General features: G+C 48.7%; 25 protein-coding genes. 19 read left to right on the forward strand and 6 right to left on the reverse strand.

Features of this window, described 5'->3' with window-relative positions; genetic code table 11:
- The first annotated feature begins 61 nt into the window (after positions 1-61).
- Positions 62-1,918: an indolepyruvate ferredoxin oxidoreductase subunit alpha gene (iorA, locus tag MTBMA_RS02085; RefSeq protein WP_013295249.1), complete on the forward strand. Its 1,857-nt coding sequence runs from the start codon at positions 62-64 to the stop codon at positions 1,916-1,918.
- On the forward strand, positions 1,915-2,505 hold the full coding sequence (locus tag MTBMA_RS02090) for an indolepyruvate oxidoreductase subunit beta (RefSeq protein WP_013295250.1): 591 nt from the start codon (positions 1,915-1,917) through the stop codon (positions 2,503-2,505). Before iorA ends, MTBMA_RS02090 begins: the two co-directional genes overlap by 4 nt.
- A gap of 69 nt (positions 2,506-2,574) precedes the next feature.
- On the opposite strand, the gene MTBMA_RS02095 is transcribed toward MTBMA_RS02090, so the two are convergent.
- The gene (locus tag MTBMA_RS02095) at positions 2,575-3,006 is read right to left on the reverse strand and encodes an ACT domain-containing protein (RefSeq protein WP_013295251.1); all 432 of its coding nucleotides are present in this window, start codon (positions 3,004-3,006) and stop codon (positions 2,575-2,577) included.
- 14 nt (positions 3,007-3,020) lie between these two features.
- Entirely contained in the window at positions 3,021-4,322 is a 1,302-nt protein-coding gene (locus MTBMA_RS02100) for a phenylacetate--CoA ligase (RefSeq protein WP_013295252.1), read from the reverse strand.
- A 113-nt stretch (positions 4,323-4,435) separates the two neighbouring features.
- Between MTBMA_RS02100 and MTBMA_RS02105 the strand changes: the two genes are divergently transcribed.
- Both MTBMA_RS02105 and MTBMA_RS02110 read left to right on the forward strand, forming a co-directional pair.
- Positions 4,436-6,016, forward strand: a complete 1,581-nt coding sequence (locus MTBMA_RS02105) for a sodium:solute symporter family protein (protein WP_013295253.1) — start codon at positions 4,436-4,438, stop codon at positions 6,014-6,016.
- 65 nt (positions 6,017-6,081) lie between these two features.
- Entirely contained in the window at positions 6,082-6,273 is a 192-nt protein-coding gene (locus MTBMA_RS02110) for a symporter small accessory protein (protein ID WP_013295254.1), read from the forward strand.
- Positions 6,274-6,466: 193 nt separating this feature from the next.
- Here the strand turns inward: MTBMA_RS02110 and MTBMA_RS02115 are convergent, their stop codons facing one another.
- Positions 6,467-8,362: a YhgE/Pip domain-containing protein gene (locus tag MTBMA_RS02115; RefSeq protein WP_013295255.1), complete on the reverse strand. Its 1,896-nt coding sequence runs from the start codon at positions 8,360-8,362 to the stop codon at positions 6,467-6,469.
- 148 nt (positions 8,363-8,510) lie between these two features.
- Here MTBMA_RS02115 and MTBMA_RS02120 point away from each other — a divergent pair, with 148 nt between their 5' ends.
- Both MTBMA_RS02120 and pyrE read left to right on the forward strand, forming a co-directional pair.
- Positions 8,511-8,744: a PRC-barrel domain-containing protein gene (locus MTBMA_RS02120; protein WP_013295256.1), complete on the forward strand. Its 234-nt coding sequence runs from the start codon at positions 8,511-8,513 to the stop codon at positions 8,742-8,744.
- A 133-nt stretch (positions 8,745-8,877) separates the two neighbouring features.
- Complete coding sequence (gene pyrE, locus MTBMA_RS02125; RefSeq protein WP_013295257.1) at positions 8,878-9,423, forward strand: orotate phosphoribosyltransferase; 546 nt, start codon at positions 8,878-8,880, stop codon at positions 9,421-9,423.
- A gap of 149 nt (positions 9,424-9,572) precedes the next feature.
- Here pyrE and MTBMA_RS02130 read toward each other — a convergent pair whose 3' ends face one another.
- Positions 9,573-10,103, reverse strand: a complete 531-nt coding sequence (locus MTBMA_RS02130) for a MogA/MoaB family molybdenum cofactor biosynthesis protein (RefSeq protein ID WP_013295258.1) — start codon at positions 10,101-10,103, stop codon at positions 9,573-9,575.
- Positions 10,104-10,144: 41 nt separating this feature from the next.
- Between MTBMA_RS02130 and MTBMA_RS09060 the strand changes: the two genes are divergently transcribed.
- The 12 genes from MTBMA_RS09060 (at position 10,145) to mtnA (ending at position 19,742) form a co-directional block, all read left to right on the forward strand.
- Entirely contained in the window at positions 10,145-10,309 is a 165-nt protein-coding gene (locus MTBMA_RS09060; protein ID WP_158498100.1) for a hypothetical protein, read from the forward strand.
- A gap of 366 nt (positions 10,310-10,675) precedes the next feature.
- Positions 10,676-11,173: a type II toxin-antitoxin system VapC family toxin gene (locus MTBMA_RS02135; RefSeq protein WP_013295260.1), complete on the forward strand. Its 498-nt coding sequence runs from the start codon at positions 10,676-10,678 to the stop codon at positions 11,171-11,173.
- 31 nt (positions 11,174-11,204) lie between these two features.
- Positions 11,205-12,326, forward strand: coding sequence for a DUF2117 domain-containing protein (locus tag MTBMA_RS02140; RefSeq protein ID WP_013295261.1), 1,122 nt, complete (start codon positions 11,205-11,207; stop codon positions 12,324-12,326).
- A 22-nt stretch (positions 12,327-12,348) separates the two neighbouring features.
- Positions 12,349-13,335, forward strand: coding sequence for a methanogenesis marker 2 protein (locus MTBMA_RS02145; RefSeq protein WP_013295262.1), 987 nt, complete (start codon positions 12,349-12,351; stop codon positions 13,333-13,335).
- Positions 13,336-13,345: 10 nt separating this feature from the next.
- Positions 13,346-14,887 (forward strand): methyl-coenzyme M reductase-associated protein Mmp3, encoded by a 1,542-nt coding sequence (gene mmp3 / locus MTBMA_RS02150; protein WP_013295263.1) that lies wholly within the window; start codon positions 13,346-13,348, stop codon positions 14,885-14,887.
- Entirely contained in the window at positions 14,862-15,308 is a 447-nt protein-coding gene (locus tag MTBMA_RS02155) for a methanogenesis marker 6 protein (RefSeq protein WP_013295264.1), read from the forward strand. Before mmp3 ends, MTBMA_RS02155 begins: the two co-directional genes overlap by 26 nt.
- A gap of 11 nt (positions 15,309-15,319) precedes the next feature.
- Positions 15,320-15,691, forward strand: coding sequence for a DUF2111 domain-containing protein (locus MTBMA_RS02160; RefSeq protein WP_013295265.1), 372 nt, complete (start codon positions 15,320-15,322; stop codon positions 15,689-15,691).
- Positions 15,688-16,134: a methanogenesis marker 5 protein gene (locus MTBMA_RS02165; RefSeq protein WP_013295266.1), complete on the forward strand. Its 447-nt coding sequence runs from the start codon at positions 15,688-15,690 to the stop codon at positions 16,132-16,134. Before MTBMA_RS02160 ends, MTBMA_RS02165 begins: the two co-directional genes overlap by 4 nt.
- Positions 16,127-17,365, forward strand: a complete 1,239-nt coding sequence (locus tag MTBMA_RS02170; RefSeq protein ID WP_013295267.1) for a methanogenesis marker 15 protein — start codon at positions 16,127-16,129, stop codon at positions 17,363-17,365. Before MTBMA_RS02165 ends, MTBMA_RS02170 begins: the two co-directional genes overlap by 8 nt.
- Before the next feature lies 1 nt (position 17,366).
- Positions 17,367-17,858 carry a methanogenesis marker 17 protein gene (locus MTBMA_RS02175; RefSeq protein WP_013295268.1) on the forward strand — a complete coding sequence of 164 codons (492 nt, stop codon included), beginning with the start codon at positions 17,367-17,369 and terminating at the stop codon, positions 17,856-17,858.
- Between the two features lie 71 nt (positions 17,859-17,929).
- Entirely contained in the window at positions 17,930-18,796 is an 867-nt protein-coding gene (gene nifB / locus MTBMA_RS02180; RefSeq protein ID WP_013295269.1) for a FeMo cofactor biosynthesis protein NifB, read from the forward strand.
- 16 nt (positions 18,797-18,812) lie between these two features.
- Positions 18,813-19,742, forward strand: coding sequence for an S-methyl-5-thioribose-1-phosphate isomerase (mtnA, locus tag MTBMA_RS02185; protein ID WP_013295270.1), 930 nt, complete (start codon positions 18,813-18,815; stop codon positions 19,740-19,742).
- 49 nt (positions 19,743-19,791) lie between these two features.
- Here the strand turns inward: mtnA and MTBMA_RS02190 are convergent, their stop codons facing one another.
- On the reverse strand, positions 19,792-20,808 hold the full coding sequence (locus MTBMA_RS02190) for a class I SAM-dependent methyltransferase (RefSeq protein ID WP_013295271.1): 1,017 nt from the start codon (positions 20,806-20,808) through the stop codon (positions 19,792-19,794).
- Positions 20,809-20,895: 87 nt separating this feature from the next.
- Here MTBMA_RS02190 and dph5 point away from each other — a divergent pair, with 87 nt between their 5' ends.
- Entirely contained in the window at positions 20,896-21,690 is a 795-nt protein-coding gene (dph5, locus tag MTBMA_RS02195; RefSeq protein WP_013295272.1) for a diphthine synthase, read from the forward strand.
- Here dph5 and MTBMA_RS02200 read toward each other — a convergent pair whose 3' ends face one another.
- Positions 21,691-21,888: a hypothetical protein gene (locus tag MTBMA_RS02200; protein WP_013295273.1), complete on the reverse strand. Its 198-nt coding sequence runs from the start codon at positions 21,886-21,888 to the stop codon at positions 21,691-21,693.
- Between the last annotated feature and the right edge of the window lie 34 nt (positions 21,889-21,922).

Below are 21,922 nucleotides of genomic sequence, written 5' to 3' on the forward strand. Positions count from 1 at the left end.
ATGTATCGCCTTGCAGGCCATCCACAGCAGAGTACTTAAATTATTACTCCGAGGTGATTTCATGGAACTGGATGATATCCTTGACGCCGGAAGGGGCGATAGATTATTCTTACTTGGTAACGAGGCAGCGGTGAGGGCCGCAATAGAGTCGGGGGTTGGTGTAGCAAGCACCTACCCGGGGACACCATCATCAGAGATAGGAAACGTCCTATCAAAGATTGCAAAGAGGGCAGGGATCTACTTTGAATTCTCGATAAATGAGAAGGTGGCACTTGAAGTCGCCGCGGCAGCCGCTGCATCAGGGGTCCGCTCATTCACATTCATGAAGCATGTGGGGCTGAATGTTGCATCAGACTCATTCATGAGTGTCGCATACACCGGTGTGAGGGCCGGAATGGTTGTCCTATCTGCCGATGACCCCTCGATGTTCTCATCACAGAATGAACAGGATAACAGGCACTACGCACGCCTTGCATGGGTTCCACTCCTCGAACCCTCAAATCCACAGGAGATCCTTGAATACATGAATCATGCCTTTGAACTCTCAGAGGAATACAGGATACCGGTACTTTTAAGGACCACAACCAGGGTCTCACACATGAGGGGAGTTGTGGAGGCTGGCGAGAGAAGGGCGGAACCAGTGAAGGGGTTTTTCAGAAAGAATCCAGAGCAGTTTGTACCTGTACCTGCAACCGCAAGGGTGATGCGCAGGGAACTTGTTGAGAAGATGAAGAAACTTAAGAGAGTTGCAGACACCTCAGAACTGAACAGGGTACTCAATGAGGACTCTGAATCGGATCTGGGAATAATTGCATCTGGAGGGGCTTTCAACTATGTATACGATGCACTCCAGACACTTGGACTTGATGTCCCGGTCCTGAAACTGGGATTCACCTACCCCTTCCCTGCGGGACTTGTAGCCGAGTTTCTCTCTGGACTTGAAGGGGTGCTTGTTGTTGAGGAGGTGGACTCTGTAATGGAGAAGGAGGTCCTTGCAGTCGCAACATCAGAGGGCCTTGATGTGGGGGTCCATGGAAAACTGGACGGCACACTCCCTGAGATATATGAGTACAGTGAGGACATAGTTAGAAGGGCCATTTCAGGACTCACAGGAATCAAAAGCCATGAAAAGGGAATAGAAGCGCCTGAGTTACCTGAAAGACCCCCTGCACTCTGTCCCGGATGTCCCCACAGGGCCATGTACTATTCGGTGAGGAGGGCCGCCTCTGAACTCGGTATTGAGGGGGAGGATCTCATATTCCCCACCGATATCGGGTGCTACACCCTTGGGATAGAGCCCCCCTACTCTGCGGCAGATTACCTCCTCAGCATGGGGTCCAGTGTGGGTACCGCCTGCGGGTTTTCGGCTGCAACATCCCAGAGGATAGTTTCTTTCATAGGGGATTCCACCTTTTTCCATGCAGGTATACCGCCACTCATAAATGCTGTCCACAACAGGCAGAGGTTCGTTCTGGTTATACTGGATAACAGGACAACTGCAATGACAGGTGGACAGCCACACCCGGGGCTCCCGGTTGATGGGATGGGGGAGGAGGCCCCAGCCATATCCATAGAGGATATCACCAGGGCCTGTGGTGTTGAATTTGTGGAGACCGTTAACCCAATGAACATAAGGAGATCCTCTGAAACCATCAGAAGGGCCCTTCAGCACGAATCTGTGGCCGTGGTTATATCCAGATACCCCTGCATGCTATCTGAGGGCGCTGTCCGCGGAAGGCCGGTGAGGGTTGATGAGGAGAAATGTGACCTCTGTCTTGAATGCCTCAATGAACTTGCCTGTCCAGCGATAGTTGAGGAGGATGGAAGGGTATTCATAGATCCCCTCTACTGCAGGGGATGTACCATATGCCTCCAGATATGTCCAGCAGGAGCCATAAAACCGGAGGGAAAAAGATGAGCTACAACATTTATGTGTGTGGTGTTGGCGGTCAGGGGATAATAAAGACATCCGTTATAATCGGTGAGGCCGCCATGAATGAGGGAATGAATGTTGTCATGAGTGAGATCCATGGGATGGCCCAGAGGGGTGGTGCTGTCTCAACAGAGATAAGGTTCGGTGATGTGAGGGGTTCCATCATACCTCAGGGTGAAGCTGACCTCGTAATAGCCTTCGAACCCCTTGAGGCCCTGAGGGCACTTCCCAAAATGTCCGAAGACGCCTGTGTAATTGTGAATACATCAAAGATACCACCATTCAACCTGATAAAAAGCCCACACCCCTATCCTCCCCTAGAAGAGATAATTAAAACTCTCGAGGAGAATGCAGGAAGGGTGAGGAGCTTCAATGGGGAGAAAATCGCTGTGGAGGCAGGTCACATACTATCACTCAACATGGTTATGCTGGGCGCCGCAGCGGCCACCACTGGGTTTCCACTGGGTGAAGAGACACTTATAGAGTCCATGAAGAATAACCTGCCCCCAAAGTTGATGGAAGTAAACCTGAGGGCATTCCATGAGGGATTTGAGACTGTTAATTGTGACTGAGGTTTAAGTATTTGGAGGATGTAGATATCCTCAGACGTAGGAACTTAATTGTGACTGGTGGTTAAGGGTTTAGAGGATGTAGATATCCTCAGATGAAAGTACGGGGATCCCAGCATCCTCAAGTGCCCTTATACCCTCATCAACATCCTCTGTCCTTATAACAACGACTGCCTTTTCCCCCTTTTTCTCAACGAAGGCGTAGATGTATTCCACGTTTATATCCCTCTCTGTGAGCACACCCAGTATACCGTCAAGTCCTCCAGGTTCATCAGGTACCTCAACGGCTATAACATCGTTGACCCTCACCACGAAGTTCTTCTTCTCAAGGGCTTTCCTTGCAGCTTCAGGGTCCGAAACTATCATCCTCAGTATCCCAAATTCGGATGTGTCCGCAATGGAAAGGGCCCTTATGTTTACACCCTCCTCTGAAAGGGCGTGAATGGCATTTTTCAGCCTGCCCTTTCTGTTTTCAAGAAAGACTGATATCTGCTTCAGTTTCATTTAAGGCACCTCCATTAGTCAAATTTCCTCTTATCTATTACCCTTATGGCTTTACCCTCACTTCTTGGAAGGCTTCCTGGCTCCACAAGTGTGACGTTAACACGCAGACCTATTTCGCTGTGTATATGCTTCTCTATCATCCTTCTGGCCTCTTCCACATGTTTAACCTCATCGGAGAAGAGTTTGGGGGACGCTTCAACCTGGACCTCAAGCTCATCCAGAAACTCGGGCCTTGTGACCACTATCTGGTAGTGTGGTTCAAGACCCTTTATCTTGAGGAGGGCCCTTTCGATCTGTGATGGGAAGACAATGACACCCCTGATCTTGAGCATGTCGTCGCTTCTACCGGTTATTCTGTCCATCCTCACAAGGGTACGGCCGCAACCGCATTCATCGTTCCTGAGGGCTGTTATATCCTTTGTCCTGAACCTGAGGATTGGCATACCCTCCCTTGTGAGTGTTGTGAGTACCAGCTCCCCCTTCCTGCCATAGGGGAGTTTCTCTTCTGTTTTAGGGTCTATTATCTCAGGGTAGAAGTGATCCTCAAATATGTGGAGGCCGTTCTTCTCGGTACACTCCTGGGCGACTCCTGGCCCTATTATCTCTGTGAGGCCATAGATGTTGAGGGCGGTGAGTCCCAGCCTTTCCTCTATGGCATTTCTCATTTCTTCGGTCCACATCTCGGCACCGAATATGCCTGATTTGAGGTTCAGACTTTCAATGTCGACGCCCTCCTTTTCAAGGACCTCTGCAAGGTAGAGTGCATAGGAGGGTGTGCATGTTATTATTGTGGTCCCGAAGTCCTGCATTATCTCGATCTGCCTCTTGGTGTTACCCGCTGAGATTGGGATGACGGTCGCCCCGATCTTCTGGGCCCCGTAGTGGACACCAAGGCCCCCTGTGAAAAGCCCGTACCCATAGCAGTTCTGTATACGGTCCTTCTTTGTTGCCATCCCCATGGTCAGGGATCTCGCCATTACCTCCGACCATATTTCAAGGTCCCTCCTGGTGTAACCGGAAACAACTGGCTTACCGGTGGTTCCTGATGATGTGTGGACCTCCACTATATCCTCATCTGGCACTGCAAACATCCCGAAGGGGTATGCGTCCCTGAGGTCATTCTTTGTGGTGAAGGGCAGCTTCTCTATATCATCCAGTGTTTCTATGTCCTCTGGAAACACCTCTAAATCGTTTAAACGTTTGTTGTAGTATGGCACGTTTTCATAGGCCCTTTTAACTGTCTCCTGCAGTCTCCTGAGCTGTAATTCCTGTTTTTCTTCCTGACTCATGCATTCTGCTTCAGGGTTCCATATCATTTTGATCTCCTTTGAATGTGATTCTCTCAGTTTTCTTTCTGTAAAGACTTATATGTTAATTATCATTATCGTTAATTATAAATTGTAACTGATAAACGTAAGGAGGATGTTGAATGGATTTTCTGGTACTGGGTATCGTTGTTCTCATCTACTTCCTTCTTGTGGGCTACGTTGGTTATGTGGCCTGGAGGAGGACGGAGACCTCAGAGGACTACATGGTGGCCGGTAGGAAGACCCATCCTTACATCATGGCCATGAGTTACGGCGCCACGTTTATAAGTACGGCGGCGATTGTGGGTTTTGGTGGTATGGCCGGTGTGTTTGGGATGGGGATACTCTGGCTGGTGTTTCTCAACATACTTGTGGGTATTTTCATTGCCTTTGTGTTCTTTGGTAAGCGCACGAGGAAGATGGGTCATAACATGTCTGCCCTCACCTTCCCGGAGTTCCTGGGGAGGAGGTTCAATAGCAGGTTCCTCCAGTCATTTGGGGGGGCCATAATATTCCTGGGAATGCCACTCTACGCATCAGTGGTCCTTATAGGGGCCGCAAGATTTATTGAAACTACCCTCGGGCTTAACTTCAACATAGCCCTCATCCTGATGGCTGTTATTGTTGCTGTTTATGTCGTGCTGGGAGGTATACGTGGTGTGATGTATACTGATGCCCTTCAGGGTACCATAATGTTTCTGGGTATGATTTTCCTGGTTGTGTCAACCTATTACATTCTTGGTGGTGTGGTGGATGCTCATCAGGCCCTCACCAGCATGTCTCATCTGGTGCCTGCAAAGGCCAGTGCTCTGGGTGCAACTGGCTGGACCAGCATGCCTGTTTATGGCAGCCCCTACTGGTGGACCCTCCTGTCAACCATAATACTCGGTGTGGGTGTGGGTGTCCTTGCCCAGCCACAGCTAATAGTGAGGTTCATGACGGTGAGGTCCAACAGGGAGCTCAACAGGGGTGTTCTGATAGGCGCACTCTTCATATTCGTGATGACCTGGAGCGCCTATGTGGTCGGGGCCCTTTCAAACGTTTACTTCTTCAAAAAGGCAGGTGTAATTGCCCTTCAGGCTGCTGGCGGCAATGCGGATAAGATAATACCTGTCTTTATCAATTCTGCCATGCCTGAGTGGTTCTCCTATATCTTCATGCTGACCCTGCTCTCTGCCGCAATGTCCACACTCAGCGCACAGTTCCATGTGCAGGGTACAGCCATAGGAAGGGATGTGTATGAGACCATAAGAAACAGAAAGGGCGAAAGGTCAGTCCTCATAGCAAGGGGCGGTATTATCATTGCGGTTCTGATCGCGGTTGTTCTGGGCTACCTGCTGCCAGGGAGTATAATTGCGCAGGGGACGGCTCTCTTCTTTGGTATTTGCGCTGCTTCCTTCCTGTCGGTTTATGCTGCGGCTATTTTCTGGAGGAGGGCCACCCGTGAGGGCGCGATTGCAGGTATGGTTTCAGGCGCCATCGTGAGCCTCTTATGGCTTCTTTTCGAGTATAAGAAGACTGCGGAGGCTCTTGGGATTGCCAAGGCCATCTTTGGAGGTCCTGTTATTTCTTCGATGCCCTGGCCTGTTGTTGACCCGATACTGATTGGGGTGCCTGTCTCAGCGATCTTCATGGTTGTTGTGAGTCTTCTTACGGAGCCACCGTCCCGTGAGCATGTTGAGAGATGTTTTGAGGGAGTCTGATGTGGAGGTTCTGTGATGGTTTATTTGCAGGAAGTTTCTGGAGACTCTGATGTGGAGGTTCTGTGATGGTGCTTGGTATACCTGATCCCTGGGTCTGGAGTGCTTACCTCCTCTGCATCCTTGTGACGGTTTTCTGTGTACTTTATGGTATTGTGAACTGGAACCGTGGAGGTGAGGATGAGGAGGAGCAGATAATGGAGGAACTCCAGTGGGAGGAAGAAGAGAAGAAGATGGAAGAGGATGAACTGGGCCTCTAGGCCCCCCCTTTTATTTATCAGGCGATTATTGTTGAAACCATTCTCATGATATGGGCCATTAAATTTCTAAAAACTGCTTTCTGCTGAAAATTTTGAAATCGTTCGGGATGTGATAATTTCCTAGAATCACAATTCTGCCAATAAAAATCAGGATCAAGCCTATCTGGCAAAAATAAAAATAAAAATAGTTTAATCAGAAAAGACCGCTTTCTTCTAGTTTGCTCTCCATCCAGTGGGCCCTTTTATCCATTTTCTCCTTTACAAGTACCGTGATAAGGAAGGTCACCACGGGGAAGAGGGCAAGAAGTGCCATGTTCTTCCAGTAGATACTCCAGATCACACCAGCGACCACCTCCCTCAGAGCACCCACAGCGTAGGTGAGTGGAAGGTACGGGTGGATCGCCTGGAAAAATGGTGGCAGGAGTTCAACAGGGAATATGCCCCCTGTACCCGTGATCTGAAGCACCAGAATTATTATTGAGAGGGCCTTTCCTGCGTTCCCCAGGGCAGATGTGAGGGAATAGATTATGAGCATGGAACAGATGCTCACATAGAGGGCTGTCAGCAGAAACAGCAACGTTCCTGTTATCTGCACCTGGAGGAGCAGGGCTCCGGCTGCAACAACAAGGGCCTGACAGATGGCTATTATGATGAAGAGCCCCATCCTTCCAAAGTACACCTGTATGCTGCTGTATTCACCGTACTTCACCCTCATGCTTATCATTGCAACTGCGATAATACCTCCTATCCAGAGGGATATGGGTATGTAGAAGGGTGCAAGCGCGGATCCGTAATTCTTCACAGGGTAGATGTGCTCCTTCTCCATCTTCACAGGGCTTCTGAAGTATTCCCTCACAGCGGAAGGATCAATGTCAGCCAGTCTCACAAGGCTGTTGAGGTCATCCTCACTGATCATGCCAAGCTTTCTGTGGGCGTCCTGAATCGCTGACCGCATAACTGGCCACTTGGAGTTTGCAATGCCCAGTTTTGATGACGCATCCCTCATGGCAGCATCTATCTGTGCCCTGTTATCCATGAGCTTGTTCAGTGCACTGTCCATTTTGTTGAGGGATTCTCTGAGCTTCACAAGGCGTTCTGTGGTCCCCTTTGTTTTGAGGTCTGTCTCTATACCCTCAAGTATGCCCAGAACTGAGTTGGCCTTCTGGATATTGGCGTCTATCTGGTCCATCGCTGTTTTTAACTTAGGATCCCCGGTGGCGGAATATAAACTGCCAAGAACGGCCTTCAGGTATTTCATTGAGGCTATTGCCTCTGAAAGATGGGACTCCATGGACTGGACTGTTGATAGAGCCTTAGCAGGGTCTTTTCCAATGTAACTCTCCAGTAGACTGTATTTCTCCTTCACAAAGTTTGCGTTTTCCTGAATTTCTGGCAAATCACTCTTTAGCCCTGACCAGAGGTTCTGCCCCTTTTCGAGATCTGAATTTGCTGTGCTGAGGGTTTCATCGATTTTACCAAGGTTTGCATTTAGTTCGCTGATGAATTTCTTTGTCCTGAGGATATCATCCCTGTTTGCCCTTGCAAGTTCACCGGCACTGCTTATCTTACCGAATATTATTCCGTCAATGGTCTTAACGACTTCACTGTTTATCTTTGCCTGAAGTGCATCTGCCCCTGCGTTCGTTATTCGTGGAGCCACAGGGTTCAGCTTGTCATTCACTATGTACTCGATGCTGGCCTGCCTGGGGGTGCCGTTCTTGATGGACAGGAGGTCTGAGCTGAAGTTTCCTGGTATTATGAGTACGGCGTAGTAGTCCCCCTCCCTGAGTCCATTCATGGCCTCTGACCGATCAACGAACTGCCAGTCGAAGTTCCTGTTATTCCTGAGTTCATCCACGAATTCTGCACCCACATTGAGCTTTTCACCCTCAAAATTCACTCCCCTGTCCTCATTGACCACCGCAACCTTGATGTTGGATGTCTTTGAGTATGGGTCGAGGGTTGCCTGTATGTTGAAAACTGCATACAGTGCCGGGATACAGATAATCACTGCAATGACGAATAGCACCACAGGACTGTTTTTAACGGTCTTGATGTCATTCCAGAATATTTCCAGGGCTTTTTTCATTGGTTTTATGCCTCCAGAGAATAAAGTATATTCATGTAAGAAAAAGAAGATAGTGAATTTCATCGTATAAAAAGGTTTTGGTTCACCGCATTTAAAATTTTAAATACCCATGAGAACAATAATAATACAGTGACTGAATGGTGGTACCATGAGGATAGTTGAAGAAATAATCGGCAAAGAGGTTCTTGACAGTTCCGCAACGGTGATAGGCAAGGTAAAGGACGTTGAGGTTGACATAGAATCCCAGACAATAGAGGCACTCGTTCTTGGAAAGGGTGGAATATCAGAGGGTCTTGGGCTATCAAAAGGCGAGACAATAGTTCCCTACGAGATGGTTAAAAAGATAGGGGACAAGATACTCCTAAGGGGCGGCGAGGAATAACAGGGTGAAGGTCCTTGCAGCTTAAGGGGATCTGCGGCCTCTGTGGCAGGGCGGACTTTCTCCACACCTGCAGGCTATGCGGATCAATGGTATGTTCAGGTTGTTACAGCGCCGAACTGGGGGTCTGTAAATTATGCAGGTCAAAGATCAGGAGAAACTCAGAGAGACACTCATAAAACTTCTTTCAGAGAGAAATGTCATTCAGAGGGGTAAGTTTGTCCTCTCATCAGGCAGAGAAAGTGATTATTACGTTGATATCAAGCGAGCTATAACCGACCCTGAGGTCCTTGATGTGATAGCGAGGCTCATAAAGGGTGAGGTGGAGGGTGCAGACAAGATTGCGGGCCCTGCCCTGGGCGCGGTCCCCATTGCTACCGCAGTGTCCCTTTACTCCAGAAAGCCCCTCCTCATGATAAGAAAGGAAAAGAAGGGTTATGGAACATCAAAACTCATTGAGGGTGAACTTAAAACCGGTGAAAGGGTCGCTGTTGTGGAGGACGTCACAACAACTGGAGGATCACTTCTGAGGGCCGTGAGGGCGATCCAGGAAAATGGAGGGGTGGTTGAGAGGACATTTGTTGTGGTTGACCGTGAGGAGGGGGCGGTTGAGGAATTCAAAAAAAGGGGTATTGAACTCATACCGCTGATATCGGTCTCTGATTTCAGGGATGATCACTGATTAATTAATTTTTTTTGAGCTTCTGATTTCAGGGGATCATATCCTATTTGAGAAAATCTGCTTTCACAGTTAATTGTCCAATGATTGTCTCATGATAGGGCACTCAAAATGATGCAGAATCCTCGAAGCATCTTTAAAAAAAGCCATATTTATTCCCTGAGGTGCTTAACAAGGTGGCCGAGTTCAGGGACAGCAATTTCAATCCCAAGTTCCACCGCGTTCGGTGACCCTGGAAGTGCAAATATCAGTGTTTTTCTGTATACACCCGCCGTTGCCCTGCTGAGTATCGCCCCTGCTCCCAGCTTTTTAAATGAGAGGTACCTGAATATCTCACCGAAACCATCCAGTTCCTTTTCAAAGATACCCCTTAGGGTCTCCACTGTTATGTCTCTACTTCCAATTCCTGTGCCACCGGTGGTAAATATAACGTCAGCACCCTTATCTATCATATCATCAACTGCAGATAGAAGTTCATGTCTGTCATCAGGTATTATCCTGTATTCCTTAACAGAGTAACTTTCAGACAGTGCCTCCATGAGTTTTCTGCCTGATAGGTCACCTTCAGGTATTTCACCGGTTTTTCTGAATTCCTCATATTTTGAATCACTGAGGGTGATGACACCGCAGATTATGTCCTCTGGAGCCAATCTCCTGTGCTCCTCCATGCTGGCACTTTTCATATCAATCAACCAGTATCTTAATAATGAACTGTGGATGTAACATGCTATTTATTGTGGGTGCAATTTATAAGTCTTTTGGTTTTTCTGTAAGCGAAAGTGAGTATATCCACGTTTCTGACAAGGAGAGAAAAGTAATAAAAATTTATGGCGGTTTGGTCTGGGTAGGGTTTGATATTGGATTGGAGGCGGTTTCAATTCCAATTTAAAAGACCAGAATAAGTTTAAAAGTCCTGGACCCTACCCGTTTACTATATATTAACACCACTATTTATAAAGTTTTCGTTAGATTGGTTCAACCGTTCTCAAGGACTTTTAAGCGCATTTAAGGGTTTTTAAACCATCTAAACATGAAAATAACTGTTTTAATTTACTTTACAGAACTTCATGGTAATACTTTTTTACACCTGCCCGATTATCCACATGGTCTGTTGATGGGGTGTATCTGAGGTTCTTCCACAGGGAAAGCCCAAACCCGGTACTTCCCCATGTGAGGGTAAATTTATTACCATGCTTCACCAAACCTCAAAATGGAAACTTATTATATTATAATCCCTGATTAATACGTGGTCTTAATGAAGAGGGTTCTTGATGCATCTGCATTCATAAACGGATACATACCTGAGGGCACTGAAAACTACACCGTGAAGTCTGTAACAGATGAGATAAGGGACTTCAAATCGGTCATGGTCCTTGAGAGGGCACTCAGTGATGGCAGACTCAGAATAATGGAACCTGACCCTGAGAGCATGAGGGAGGTGGATGAGGTCACCAGCAGATCAGGGGATGCCATGAGACTCTCCAGTACAGACAGGGAGGTTATAGGGCTTGCCGTTTCACTCAGAAAGAGGGGCGAGGTAACTGTAATCACCGATGACTATACGATACAGAACACCCTCAGAATTCTTGGAATAGAGTTCAGCAGTGTCCTCACATCGGGTATAAAGGAGACCTATCAGTGGAGGAAGATATGCACTGGATGCAGGAGGGTGTACCCTCAGGACTACCAGTTCGGGGAATGTGAGATATGTGGCTCAGAGATAAAGAAGAAAAGATACAGGTCCCGCCGTTAGAGGGGATCTTGCAGGAAGCTCGGGTGATCTTATGAGAATAGGCGTGGTTGTCCACGGACCACAGATAGTTGACTCAGGATACGCAGCAAAACTTATAGATTTTCTAAAAAAATATGGGGAGGTCAGGGCAAGACTGGGGGGCACCATGGGGCGGACCGCGGTCTATGACGCCCACCTTGAGGATGTTATAGACATCTCAGAGAAGAGACTCCCAAGTGAATCGGTTGACCTCTTTGCAGATGAGGGCGCCGGCATTGTTGTCCTCATGAATTACGGAAAGTCCCGTATCACAGGGCATGGATTTGGATACAAGGTTTTCCAGAGATCAGAAAAAAAACCGCCAGTTGTTCAGATAGAAAGACCAGGTGAACCCGATGGAAGTGTTGTGGCATGGAAGAGGGAGGCCGAGTCATTCGCAGAGAAACTGGCACGTGAACTTGAACTCGAGATGGTGGATCCAGAGGAGGTATGCAGGGAGATCTTCCATGGAGAGCCATGCGGTGAACAGAAGCCTGACAGAAGGGAGTACCGGAGGCTCGTGGGTGTCTCAGAGAATGAGAACATATTCGTAAATGGTATAGTAGTGGGGGTCTCAACGTCAGACGACGTCACCCTCGTCGCAGAGGACGGCGTGATCACTGAGATAATAGGTGGGAAGATAAAGGAACACGGGGTTGAAAAGCTTGGAAGGGTTAACCTCAAGGACGCGGTAGTGAAGACGGGACTTCTCCGCCGCTCCGAGGTAAAACCCAGAAAGGTGAAGGTAAGGGAAAATAATAAAAAGAAGTACCGGGTTTCGTTCTTAAACCACGCAGCAGAGGACATATACATGCTCCATGACTCTGATCTTGTTGTCACGGTTGGAGATGATACAACGCTCGTGGCTGCAGATATACTCTACAGATTCGATGTTCCCATAATAGGGATAACAGACGGTGATATAGATAGGGTGGTTAAGAAGGGCTTCAAATGCGCAGATTCGATCATAATAGAGTTTGAGGAGGGATGGGACGATATAGTTGGTGAAAGAATCCACAGGGAGCTCTTCAGGGGTAAAAAAACCATTGAAACCAATGATTTGGAAACTTTTAAAAGGGATCTACTACAGATTATAGATAATATAGGTGCAAGCTACACCGTGAGATACACCTAAACCGATAAAAAGAGGTGTGGAATTGGATTTAGATGATATCATCCATTCCCTTAAAAATTTTGAGGGTGTAACAAGAAAACGGCCAATAAGAAATATAGTTTCTATTCTTAATGATGCATTCAGTGTCTCGGGAAAAACACATCTCGGTTACGGTGATGATGCATCGGCCATCAGGATTGGCGACGGAAAACTTCTTTTACTGGCAGCAGATGGAATATGGGGGCGTCTGATGGAGGCTGACCCCCACTGGGCCGGTTACTGTTCTGTACTTGTTAATGTTAACGATATTGCAGCCATGGGCGGTAAACCCGTGGGCATGGTCAACGTTCTCTCAATTAAATCACGGGAGACCTGTTACAGTGTGATGGAGGGTATAAGAGAGGGGGCAGAGAAGTTCGGGGTCCCAATGGTGGGGGGCCACGTGCACCCTGACACACCCTACGATGCACTGGATGTTTCAATTGCAGGTATAGCATCGGAGGATGCTCTCATAACAAGCTGTGACGCAGAACCCGGTGACAGGGTTATAGTGGGCATAGACCTCGATGGAAGGCCACACCCATCATTTCCCCTTAACTGGGACACAACCACCCATAAAACACCTGAAGAGGTGCAGTTCCAGATTGAGGTAATGTCCATCATCGCAGAAAGAAAGCTGGTAACTGCAGGTAAGGATATAAGCAACCCGGGGACCCTTGGAACACTGGGGATGCTGCTTGAGGCATCGGATGTGGGCGCACGGGTGGAACTGGAATCAATACCACGTAACAGATCAGTTAAGTGGGAGGACTGGCTTCGAATGTACCCTGGCTCAGGTTTTGTGCTGACAGCACGCCCAGAAAATGTTGCTGAATGTATTGAACTGCTCGAGTCTGCCGGAATAACCGCATCAGACGCCGGGGAGATAGTATCCGAAAGAAAACTCCACTTAGTCCATGATAATGATGAAAGGGTCCTCTTTGACTTTGAAAGGGACATCATAACAGGTGTGATAGAAGAAAAAATATGAGGGAGATCTGATGTTTGTTAAGGTTAATGGACTGGATGTTGAACTCCCGGAGGGGGCCACAGTGAGGGATGCCATCGATGCTACAGGAGCCCCCTATGTGAAAGGCGCCCTTGTGGGCCTCATAAGCGGCACAAGGGAACTTGAAAGGACAATAGACACATACCGGATCAAAACAACAGCAGGAAGCATCCTGATTGAACTGCTCCCTGAGGAAGCACCTGAAATCGTTGAGACATGGAGGGAGGTCTACAGCAACCTTGAAAACCTCCGTATAAGGTGGACAACCCCATCCGAGATTTCAATGGGACCCCTGAAAACAGAACTGGAGCCGTCAAGGAAGGAATTCTTCTACGACGAGAATGAGGTTATAATGAGCCTCTCAGGGTTCAGCCCGGATTCAACCCACATAATAATCTCCAGGGACCCCCATTCATCAGTATACGGCGCCCCGGCTGAGAACAGGGGTGTTTTTGCAAGGGTAACCGGCGGGGGAAGAACCATTGAGCGGCTGACAGACCGCGACGTGATAAGGTCAGTGGAACCAGTTGTTGAGAGAAAAAGCATAGTTGAGAGCGCCGCAGTGACAGACCTTGAAACACCACTTGAGGATGGAAACCAGATATTCACCTACGTTAAGGTAAAACCATCCCACGAGTCCCCCCAGTCTGTTGAACACTTCTTCACAATGGTGGAGGAGGGGAAACTGAGGGTCGACTATGAGGCCAACTCATTCATAGGTTTCTACTCCCTTCAGGGGATAAAAAAGGATCCTGAAAAAATAGCAAAGAGAAACAGGGGCACAGTGACCCTTAGGAACACAGGAAGGGGTGCTGGAAGGGTTTACATATACAGGGAGGACAGGGTTTCAACACCATCCCACAACCTCATAGGAAACGTTACAGATGGAATGGAACTGGTGGATATAGCAGGGGAAGGGGACCACATCACGGTGGAGTGCGAACCCGGCAGGATAATGACAGTATCCATGACCCAGAAGGAAGCAGAGGAATACCTTAAAGGATACGGTGTCGAGCAGATACGGGACGGCATAATGGTTGACGATGCAATCGTTGTGGCCCAGGACCCACCCTACACCATGGACATACTCAAGGAGGGAAGGGTCAGAACAGTGGGCATAGAGGCCGATAAAATCCTGGAGGTTGAACTTGACCCTGATGCGCCAAGATCCTCATGGTACTTCCGCAGACTCACAGGCCTCATCGACACACCCATCGGATCCCTCAAGGTACACTTCGCCTTCCCAGGAATGAAGGTGGTGATGTTTGAGGGTGACAGATCCCTGGCAAAGGGCCTTGTACCGGAGAAAACACCTGAAAACTGCGTTAAAAAGGGCAGCATTGGCATAACAAACATGTCAAGGAGACACATAGGTATGGTTGGTGTCAGACTCGAGGACAACGATGAATACGGCCCAACAGGGGAACCATTCAACGGTACCAACATAATAGGCAGAATCATAGAGGGCCTTGAGAATGTTGAAAAATTCAAAGAGGGGGACACAGTCTATGTCCGGGAAAGAAAAAAACCATGAGGAATCAACAAGAATGATAATACTTGGGCCGTCATCAAGGCTGAGCTCATCAGAACTTGTCCAGAGGCTCCACCTCCTTGGACTGCCACTGACCATAAAATCAACATGTTACGGTGCGCTGGTGCATGGGGACACAGAGACTGTGATGGAGGCTGTCAGAAAAATACGCAGCCTGGACCCGACCAACATATTCACAAAGGAGAGGGGGTTCCCACCTGGGGACCCCAGGAGATGCAGAGGACACAGAGGAGCAGCAAGGGAGGGTTACCATCAGCTTGAAAAGGAATTCAAACTACTTGGATATGTGGGCGAGGCCCTTGAAAGGCCCCAGAAGGCCGAACCCGAAAAAAAGGAGAAGGTTTCTGTTGATGAATTTCGCGATGTAGTTGAGAGGAGTCTGAAATCCAGACAGAAAACATAGGGCTGATTGAAATGAAAATAACTTCATCATCCACTGGAGAGGAACTCAAGGAACTTGGAATGTGTATACATGAACTTGTAAGTCGTCTTCCCCTCACAATAAGGAGCCGGGAAGCAAAGGGTCTTCGAATAGAGGACGGCAAGGTGATCGATGACAGCTACACAGGACCCGTACTTGAAAAGGTCCTTGAATCAGGTGAGATAGCAAGGGAGACACCTGAGAGGGGACCCTACAAGGGGATACCCGTGGTCGTGGTACCCCTGAAGGAGAAGGGTGAGGTTCTCTGTGCGGTGGGAATCGTTGATGCCACAAAGGGCCTCTTCACAGACATGGTTGAAATAGCCAGAAGACCCCAGGAGGGAGACAGGGGGGAATTCTATTGAAGATAGCGATATTTCCACCAAATTCACTTATACTTGCAGATCTTGTTGAAAGAAGGGGACATGAGCCCCTTGTAATCCAGAAAGAAATCAGACAGAAGGTCACAGACCCTGAAATTGATTCACCACCCTTCAACATAACCGAGGAGGACCCGATAAGGGGCCTGAAGTATGCGGCAATAGAGGTTCCCTCAGGTGTGAGGGGGAGAATGGCAATCCTTGGGCCCCTCATAGAGGATGCGGATGCCGCCATAATAATGGAGGAAGCCCCCTTTGGTTTTGGATGCATAGGATGCGCAAGGACCAATGAACTCTGCGTATTCCAGCTCAGAAAGAAGGGCATACCCACACTTGAACTGAAATATCCCACAACAAGGGAAGAGACAATAGATGTGGTTAACAGGATAAACAAATTCCTGGACGAACTGGAGGCTCAAAATGGTTAAAATAGCCCAGATTTCATGCGGAACCGACTACAGCGGTGTTCAGAAGGAAATTGAAAAGGCAGCGAGGACTTTCGGGGCCGAAATAGTGATCCCCGAGGCCGACCTTGACTACATAGACGAGGCCTATGAAAAATTTGGGTTCAACTGTGCCAGTTCAAGCCTGAAACTCATGATAGCAAGGGCAATGTCAATCGTTGAGGGCAAAACAGATGCCGACGCGGTTTTCATAGCAACCTGCTTCAGGTGTGCAGAGGGAGCCCTTGTAAGGAATGAGATAAGGAGGTTCATACAGCAGAACACAAGGCTTCCGGTTGTAACCTACTCATTCACAGAGAGAACAAAGGCCGATGAGCTCTTCATACGTATGGAGGCGCTCTCAACAATAGTGGCAAGGAAGAGCATACTTGCAAGGGAGAAACAGGAGGGCCTCACCCTTGGAATAGATTCAGGTTCAACAACCACCAAGGTAGTGCTGATGGAGGATAACGAGGTCATAGGAACAGGATGGCTTCCCACAACAGATGTCCTTGGCTCCGCAGAGAAGGGTATAGAGGAGGCCCTCGCAGGTACAGGTTACACGATTAAGGACCTTGATGGGATAGGAGTCACAGGTTACGGCAGGTTAACCATAGGGAAACATTACGGGGCCGACCTCATACAGGAGGAGCTCAGCGTGAACTCCAAGGGTGCAGTGTTTCTGGCAGACCACCAGAAGGGGGAGGCAACGGTCCTGGATATAGGGGGTATGGACAACAAGGTCATAACCGTCAACGATGGAATACCCGACAACTTCACCATGGGGGGTATCTGCGCCGGTGCATCATGGCGTTTCCTGGACATAACAGCCAGGAGGCTTGGAGTGGAGATAGATGAACTTGGAAGCCTGGCAATGAAGGCCGATTACGAGAAGGCGATGCTCAACAGTTACTGCATAGTCTTTGGTATACACGACCTTGTAACCGCACTTGCAGCGGGAGTTTCAAGGGAGGATGCAGCAGCCGCGGCATGCCACTCGGTGGCCGAACAGGTATATGAGCAGCAGCTCCAGGAGATAGATGTGAGGGAACCCCTCATACAGGTGGGTGGAACATCCCTTATAGAGGGCCTTGTTAAGGCGGTAAGTGATATTCTGGGAGGTATCGATGTCATCGTACCCCCGTATTCACAGCACATAGGCGCAGTTGGAGCGGCCCTCCTTGTTTCTGGAATGAAAGACATCAGTGAGGGTTAAAATGGGGATAAATGTTGAGTGCTACGACCCCCGGGGTGCAGAGGTCTATGAGATAATAGCCCGCCAGGTTCTTCAGGATCTCCAGCTTGCAAGGGCAGTTGATGACCTGAGAATATGGGTTGATCCTCGAGAGCCGGTCTTCATCATAGCGGTTAAGACACAGAGGACCTCTGAGCCGATTTACCTTGAGGACATGGTGGAGATGGAGGTTGATAAGGCCACCGGAGCAGTCCACCTGAGGATAAGGGATGAGACGTACCTTCCACAGCTACTTGAAAGGCTCTGGGAGACACAGGGGCGTGGCGGGGTACGGCAGCCATCCCGATTTGAGGTGGTGGTGGAGGACCCCATCTCGGATATCAGCGGAATGACGGTCCGCGACCCCTCAATGAACCTCGAGAAGAGGGTGTACGATGCAATATTCCGTATAATACCCGAGGGATTCCGGGTTATAAGGGACCTTTCAGAGGATAACATAATAGCCCTTGGATGATACCGATGAGGTGCTCATGGATGAATGGATTTTAAAGGTCAGGGAGATAATAGACGATATGAGGTGAAAACATGCCCGATCAGAGACAGACACGCTTTGCCCACATAACAAAGGGTCAGCCCTGCTTCAATGAGAAACTGCATGACAGGGTTGGAAGGATCCATCTGCCCATCGCACCCCGCTGCAATATCCACTGCAAGTTCTGCACAAGGGATATCAGTGAATGCGAAAACCGGCCAGGGGTCACTGCAAGGATCATGACAGCTGAGGATGCAGTAAAGCACGTTGAGAAGGTTAAGAGCGAGATGCCCATAAGTGTAATAGGGGTCGCAGGACCCGGCGATGCCCTTGCAAATGAGGAGACCTTCGAGTTCTTCAAAAAGGCCAGCAAGAAGTTCCCGGATCTCCTTAAATGCCTCAGCACCAACGGTCTGCTCCTTCCAGATAAGGCTGATGAACTGGCAGAGATTGGTGTTAACACAGTCACAGTAACCGTGAACGCCATTGACCCTGACATAGGTGAGAAGATATACTCCTTTGTTATCTACAAGGATAAGGTCTACCATGGAAGGGAGGCCTTCGAGGTTCTCTCAAGGAACCAGCTTGAGGGTATAGAGAAACTTGCAGAGAAGGGTATCATTGTTAAGGTCAACAGTGTACTCATACCTGGCCTCAACGATGAACACATAGTCGACATTGCAAGGGAGGTTAAAAAGAGGGGAGCCTCCCTCATGAACGTTATACCACTCATACCGATGGGTGAGATGGAGGACTACCCACGGCCAACCTGTGAGGAGATCGAGAGGGTCAGGAATGAGGTTGAAAAGATAATACCCGTATTCAGGGCATGCACACAGTGCAGGGCAGACGCCTACGGCATCCCAGGGAAAAAGGGTGCCGACAAGCACCTTGACATGACACCAGCGAGCCACTACTGAAAATCCCGTGATAACCATGAAGACACTGGAATGGAAGGACAACCGACTCATTCTTATAGATCAGAGAAAACTTCCCGATTCACTGGAGTACTTTCAGTGTGAAAACTACCGGGACGTCATATACGCAATAAAAAACATGGTTGTAAGGGGCGCACCGGCCATTGGGGTAACAGCAGCGTTTGGAGTTGCCCTGGCAGACCTTGCAGGCGAGGACACTGAAAGGGCTGCAGAGGAGATAAGGTCGTCAAGGCCAACCGCAGTGAACCTTTTCTGGGCAGTGGACCGTGTAATGAAATCCGGGTCCCCACTTGACGAGGCCCTGAAGATCTACAGGGAGGATATGGAGACCAACAGGGCCATAGGGGCTCATGGGGCCAGCATAATCCATGATGGAGATACAATCTTAACCCACTGCAATGCAGGCGCCCTTGCCTGTGTTGACTACGGCACGGCCCTGGGTGTTGTGAGGGCCGCCAGGGATCAGGGAAAGAATATAACGGTTATATGTGATGAGACAAGGCCCGTGGGACAGGGCGCCCGTTTGAGTGTCTGGGAGATGCAGCAGGAGGGCATACCTGTTAAACTGATAGCGGACGTTGCAGCAGGGTACCTCATGCAGAGGGGAATGATAGATAAGGTTATAATAGGCGCTGACCGTGTGGCAGAGGGCGGTGTGGCAAACAAGATAGGGTCACTCATGGTTGCACTCTCAGCAAAACGGTTCAATGTACCCTTTTACGTTGCAGCACCACTCAGCACCTTTGACAGGGAAAATTCAATTTATGATGTTGAGATCGAGGAAAGAAGCCCTGAAGAGGTCCTATATTATGGCGGCTGCAGGATAGCCCCGGAAAATACCGAGGTCATCAACCCTGCATTTGACATAGTACCCTCTGATCTTATAGACGGCATCATAACAGAGGAGGGTATAGTTGATCCATTGTGATTTCAGCTCTTTTAGGTAATGGTTGGCGTGTTCTTAGCGTGTTCTGATCTCACCCCTTTTTTATTCTTGCGTCGATACCAATATGCCACACACCTGGGCTCCTTGACTTCACCCTTCTCCTATCCAGGATCTCCACTTTGAAGGGTGCCGCGGCGTCCCTCAGGCGTTTCACAGGGGTTTCGAAGTCCCTTGAAAATTCATAGTAGTGTATGATGCCCCCATCCCTGACTGCCCGGATGGCGTCATCAAGAAATTCGCAGGCAGTTCCCGGGAGATTCATGATCACATGGTCTGCAAAGCACTCCTTATCATTTAGGAAATCCTGCACATCACCCTCAACAGGGACTATGATATCCTCTGCCCGGTTCAGACGGGCATTTTCTCTGATGTAACCGACAGCAGCGGGGTTTATGTCAACAGCGTATATCCTGGATGCCTTTCCATGCCTTGCAACTGCAACTGCAAAGGGCCCGGCACCTGCGAACATGTCAAGGACAACATCCCCCTCCTTCACCTGCCTGGCAACGATCTCCCTCTCATTGGCAAGGCGGGGGCTGAAGTACACACTCCTTATATCAACCTTTATACGGCTCCCGTACTCCCTATGGACGGTTTCAGATACCGGAGAACCTGCAATGAGTTCAAGGTCCCTGGTCCTTGTAACACCCTTCACCCCACTCCTCTTCATGTACACGGCACTCCGCCCTGTGAATTTAAGGGCGGCCTCACCTATTGCATGCCTGTACTCATGGAGCTCCTCGGGTATTTCAAGGATAACGGTATCCCCTATTATATCAAAGGACCGTCTGATGGATGCAAGCACGTCCTCAGGGATCCTGGATTTTAGCATATCAGTAAAACTTCGTGGGGAGCGTTTACTTCTCTCAAAAACATCATCGATGACCTCAACATCATCAAATTCCCCTGCAATCCCGGTGTCGATCACCGGTATGTAAACATGGCTTTCATCCCTCTTTATCCTGTAATCCCTGTTAAGGAGAGACTTCTCAGTTAAAATCCTGATTATGTCATTGGCCTTTTTCTTTGGAACCTTTAAACCCTTCATGGTGAACTTCCTGTTACAGTTTAAGCCACTTATATACTGGTTTTCCTGAAACATTATATAACGTTATGATTTATGAGAGGGTGAGAGATGCTTTACATAATTGGACTTGGACTTTACGATGAAAATGACATATCAGTTAAGGGCCTGAAGGCCTTAAAGGCCTGCAGCAGGGTTTACGCTGAATTCTACACTGCAATCCTTCAGGGTGCCAGTTTATCTGCAATTGAGGAGTTAACCGGTAAGGATATAGATATACTGCGCAGGGAGGAAATTGAGGAGGAAAGGATACCACTTCTTGAGGCAGAAAAATCCGATGTGGCACTCCTTGTCCCGGGGGACCCCCTCGTTGCAACCACACATACAGAACTGATCCTGGACGCAAGGAGGAGGGGCATAGAGACAAGGGTCATTCATGCATCATCAATAATATCCGCTGCACCGGGCCTTGCAGGGCTGCAGGCCTACAAATTCGGGAGGATAATTACGGTACCATTCACATCAGAAAATTACTTCCCAACATCCCCCTACGTTAATATAAGGGATAACCTTGAGAGGGATTCCCATTCACTGGTGCTCCTGGATATAGAGGCCCATAAAAGGAGGTACATGACTGCAAATGAGGGCCTTGAATACCTGCTGCGGGCATCAGAGAAACTTGGTGATGACACAATCAATGAAAAGACCCTGGCAGTTGTAATTGCAAGGGCAGGTTCTGAAAGACCCCTTGTGAGGGCTGATGCAATATCCTCACTTATTAAGGAGGACTTTGGGGATCCACTTCACTGTCTTGTTGTCCCCGGCGCACTCCACTTCATCGAGGCCGAGTACCTTGTTGAGGTTGCAGGCGCGCCCCGCTCCATTGTGGAGGGGATGATAATCTGATTACCTTAGGAGGTATTCGCACTTTTCAACGTTTTGCAGGGGTATTATTATCTCCCTTTTACCGAACTCCCTCTCAGAGAAGCTCACCAGTATAAAGCACTTCTCCTTATCAACCTTTATATTTTCCACCCCAAACTCACCCCTCTTGAAGTGGTGTACCGTGCCATTTGTCATGGTGAGCTCCATCTTTTCTATCATATTAAGACACCATTTAATAATTCTCTCCCGGCAC

It is taken from the genome of Methanothermobacter marburgensis str. Marburg (assembly GCF_000145295.1).
Taxonomy (GTDB): Archaea; Methanobacteriota; Methanobacteria; order Methanobacteriales; family Methanothermobacteraceae; genus Methanothermobacter; species Methanothermobacter marburgensis.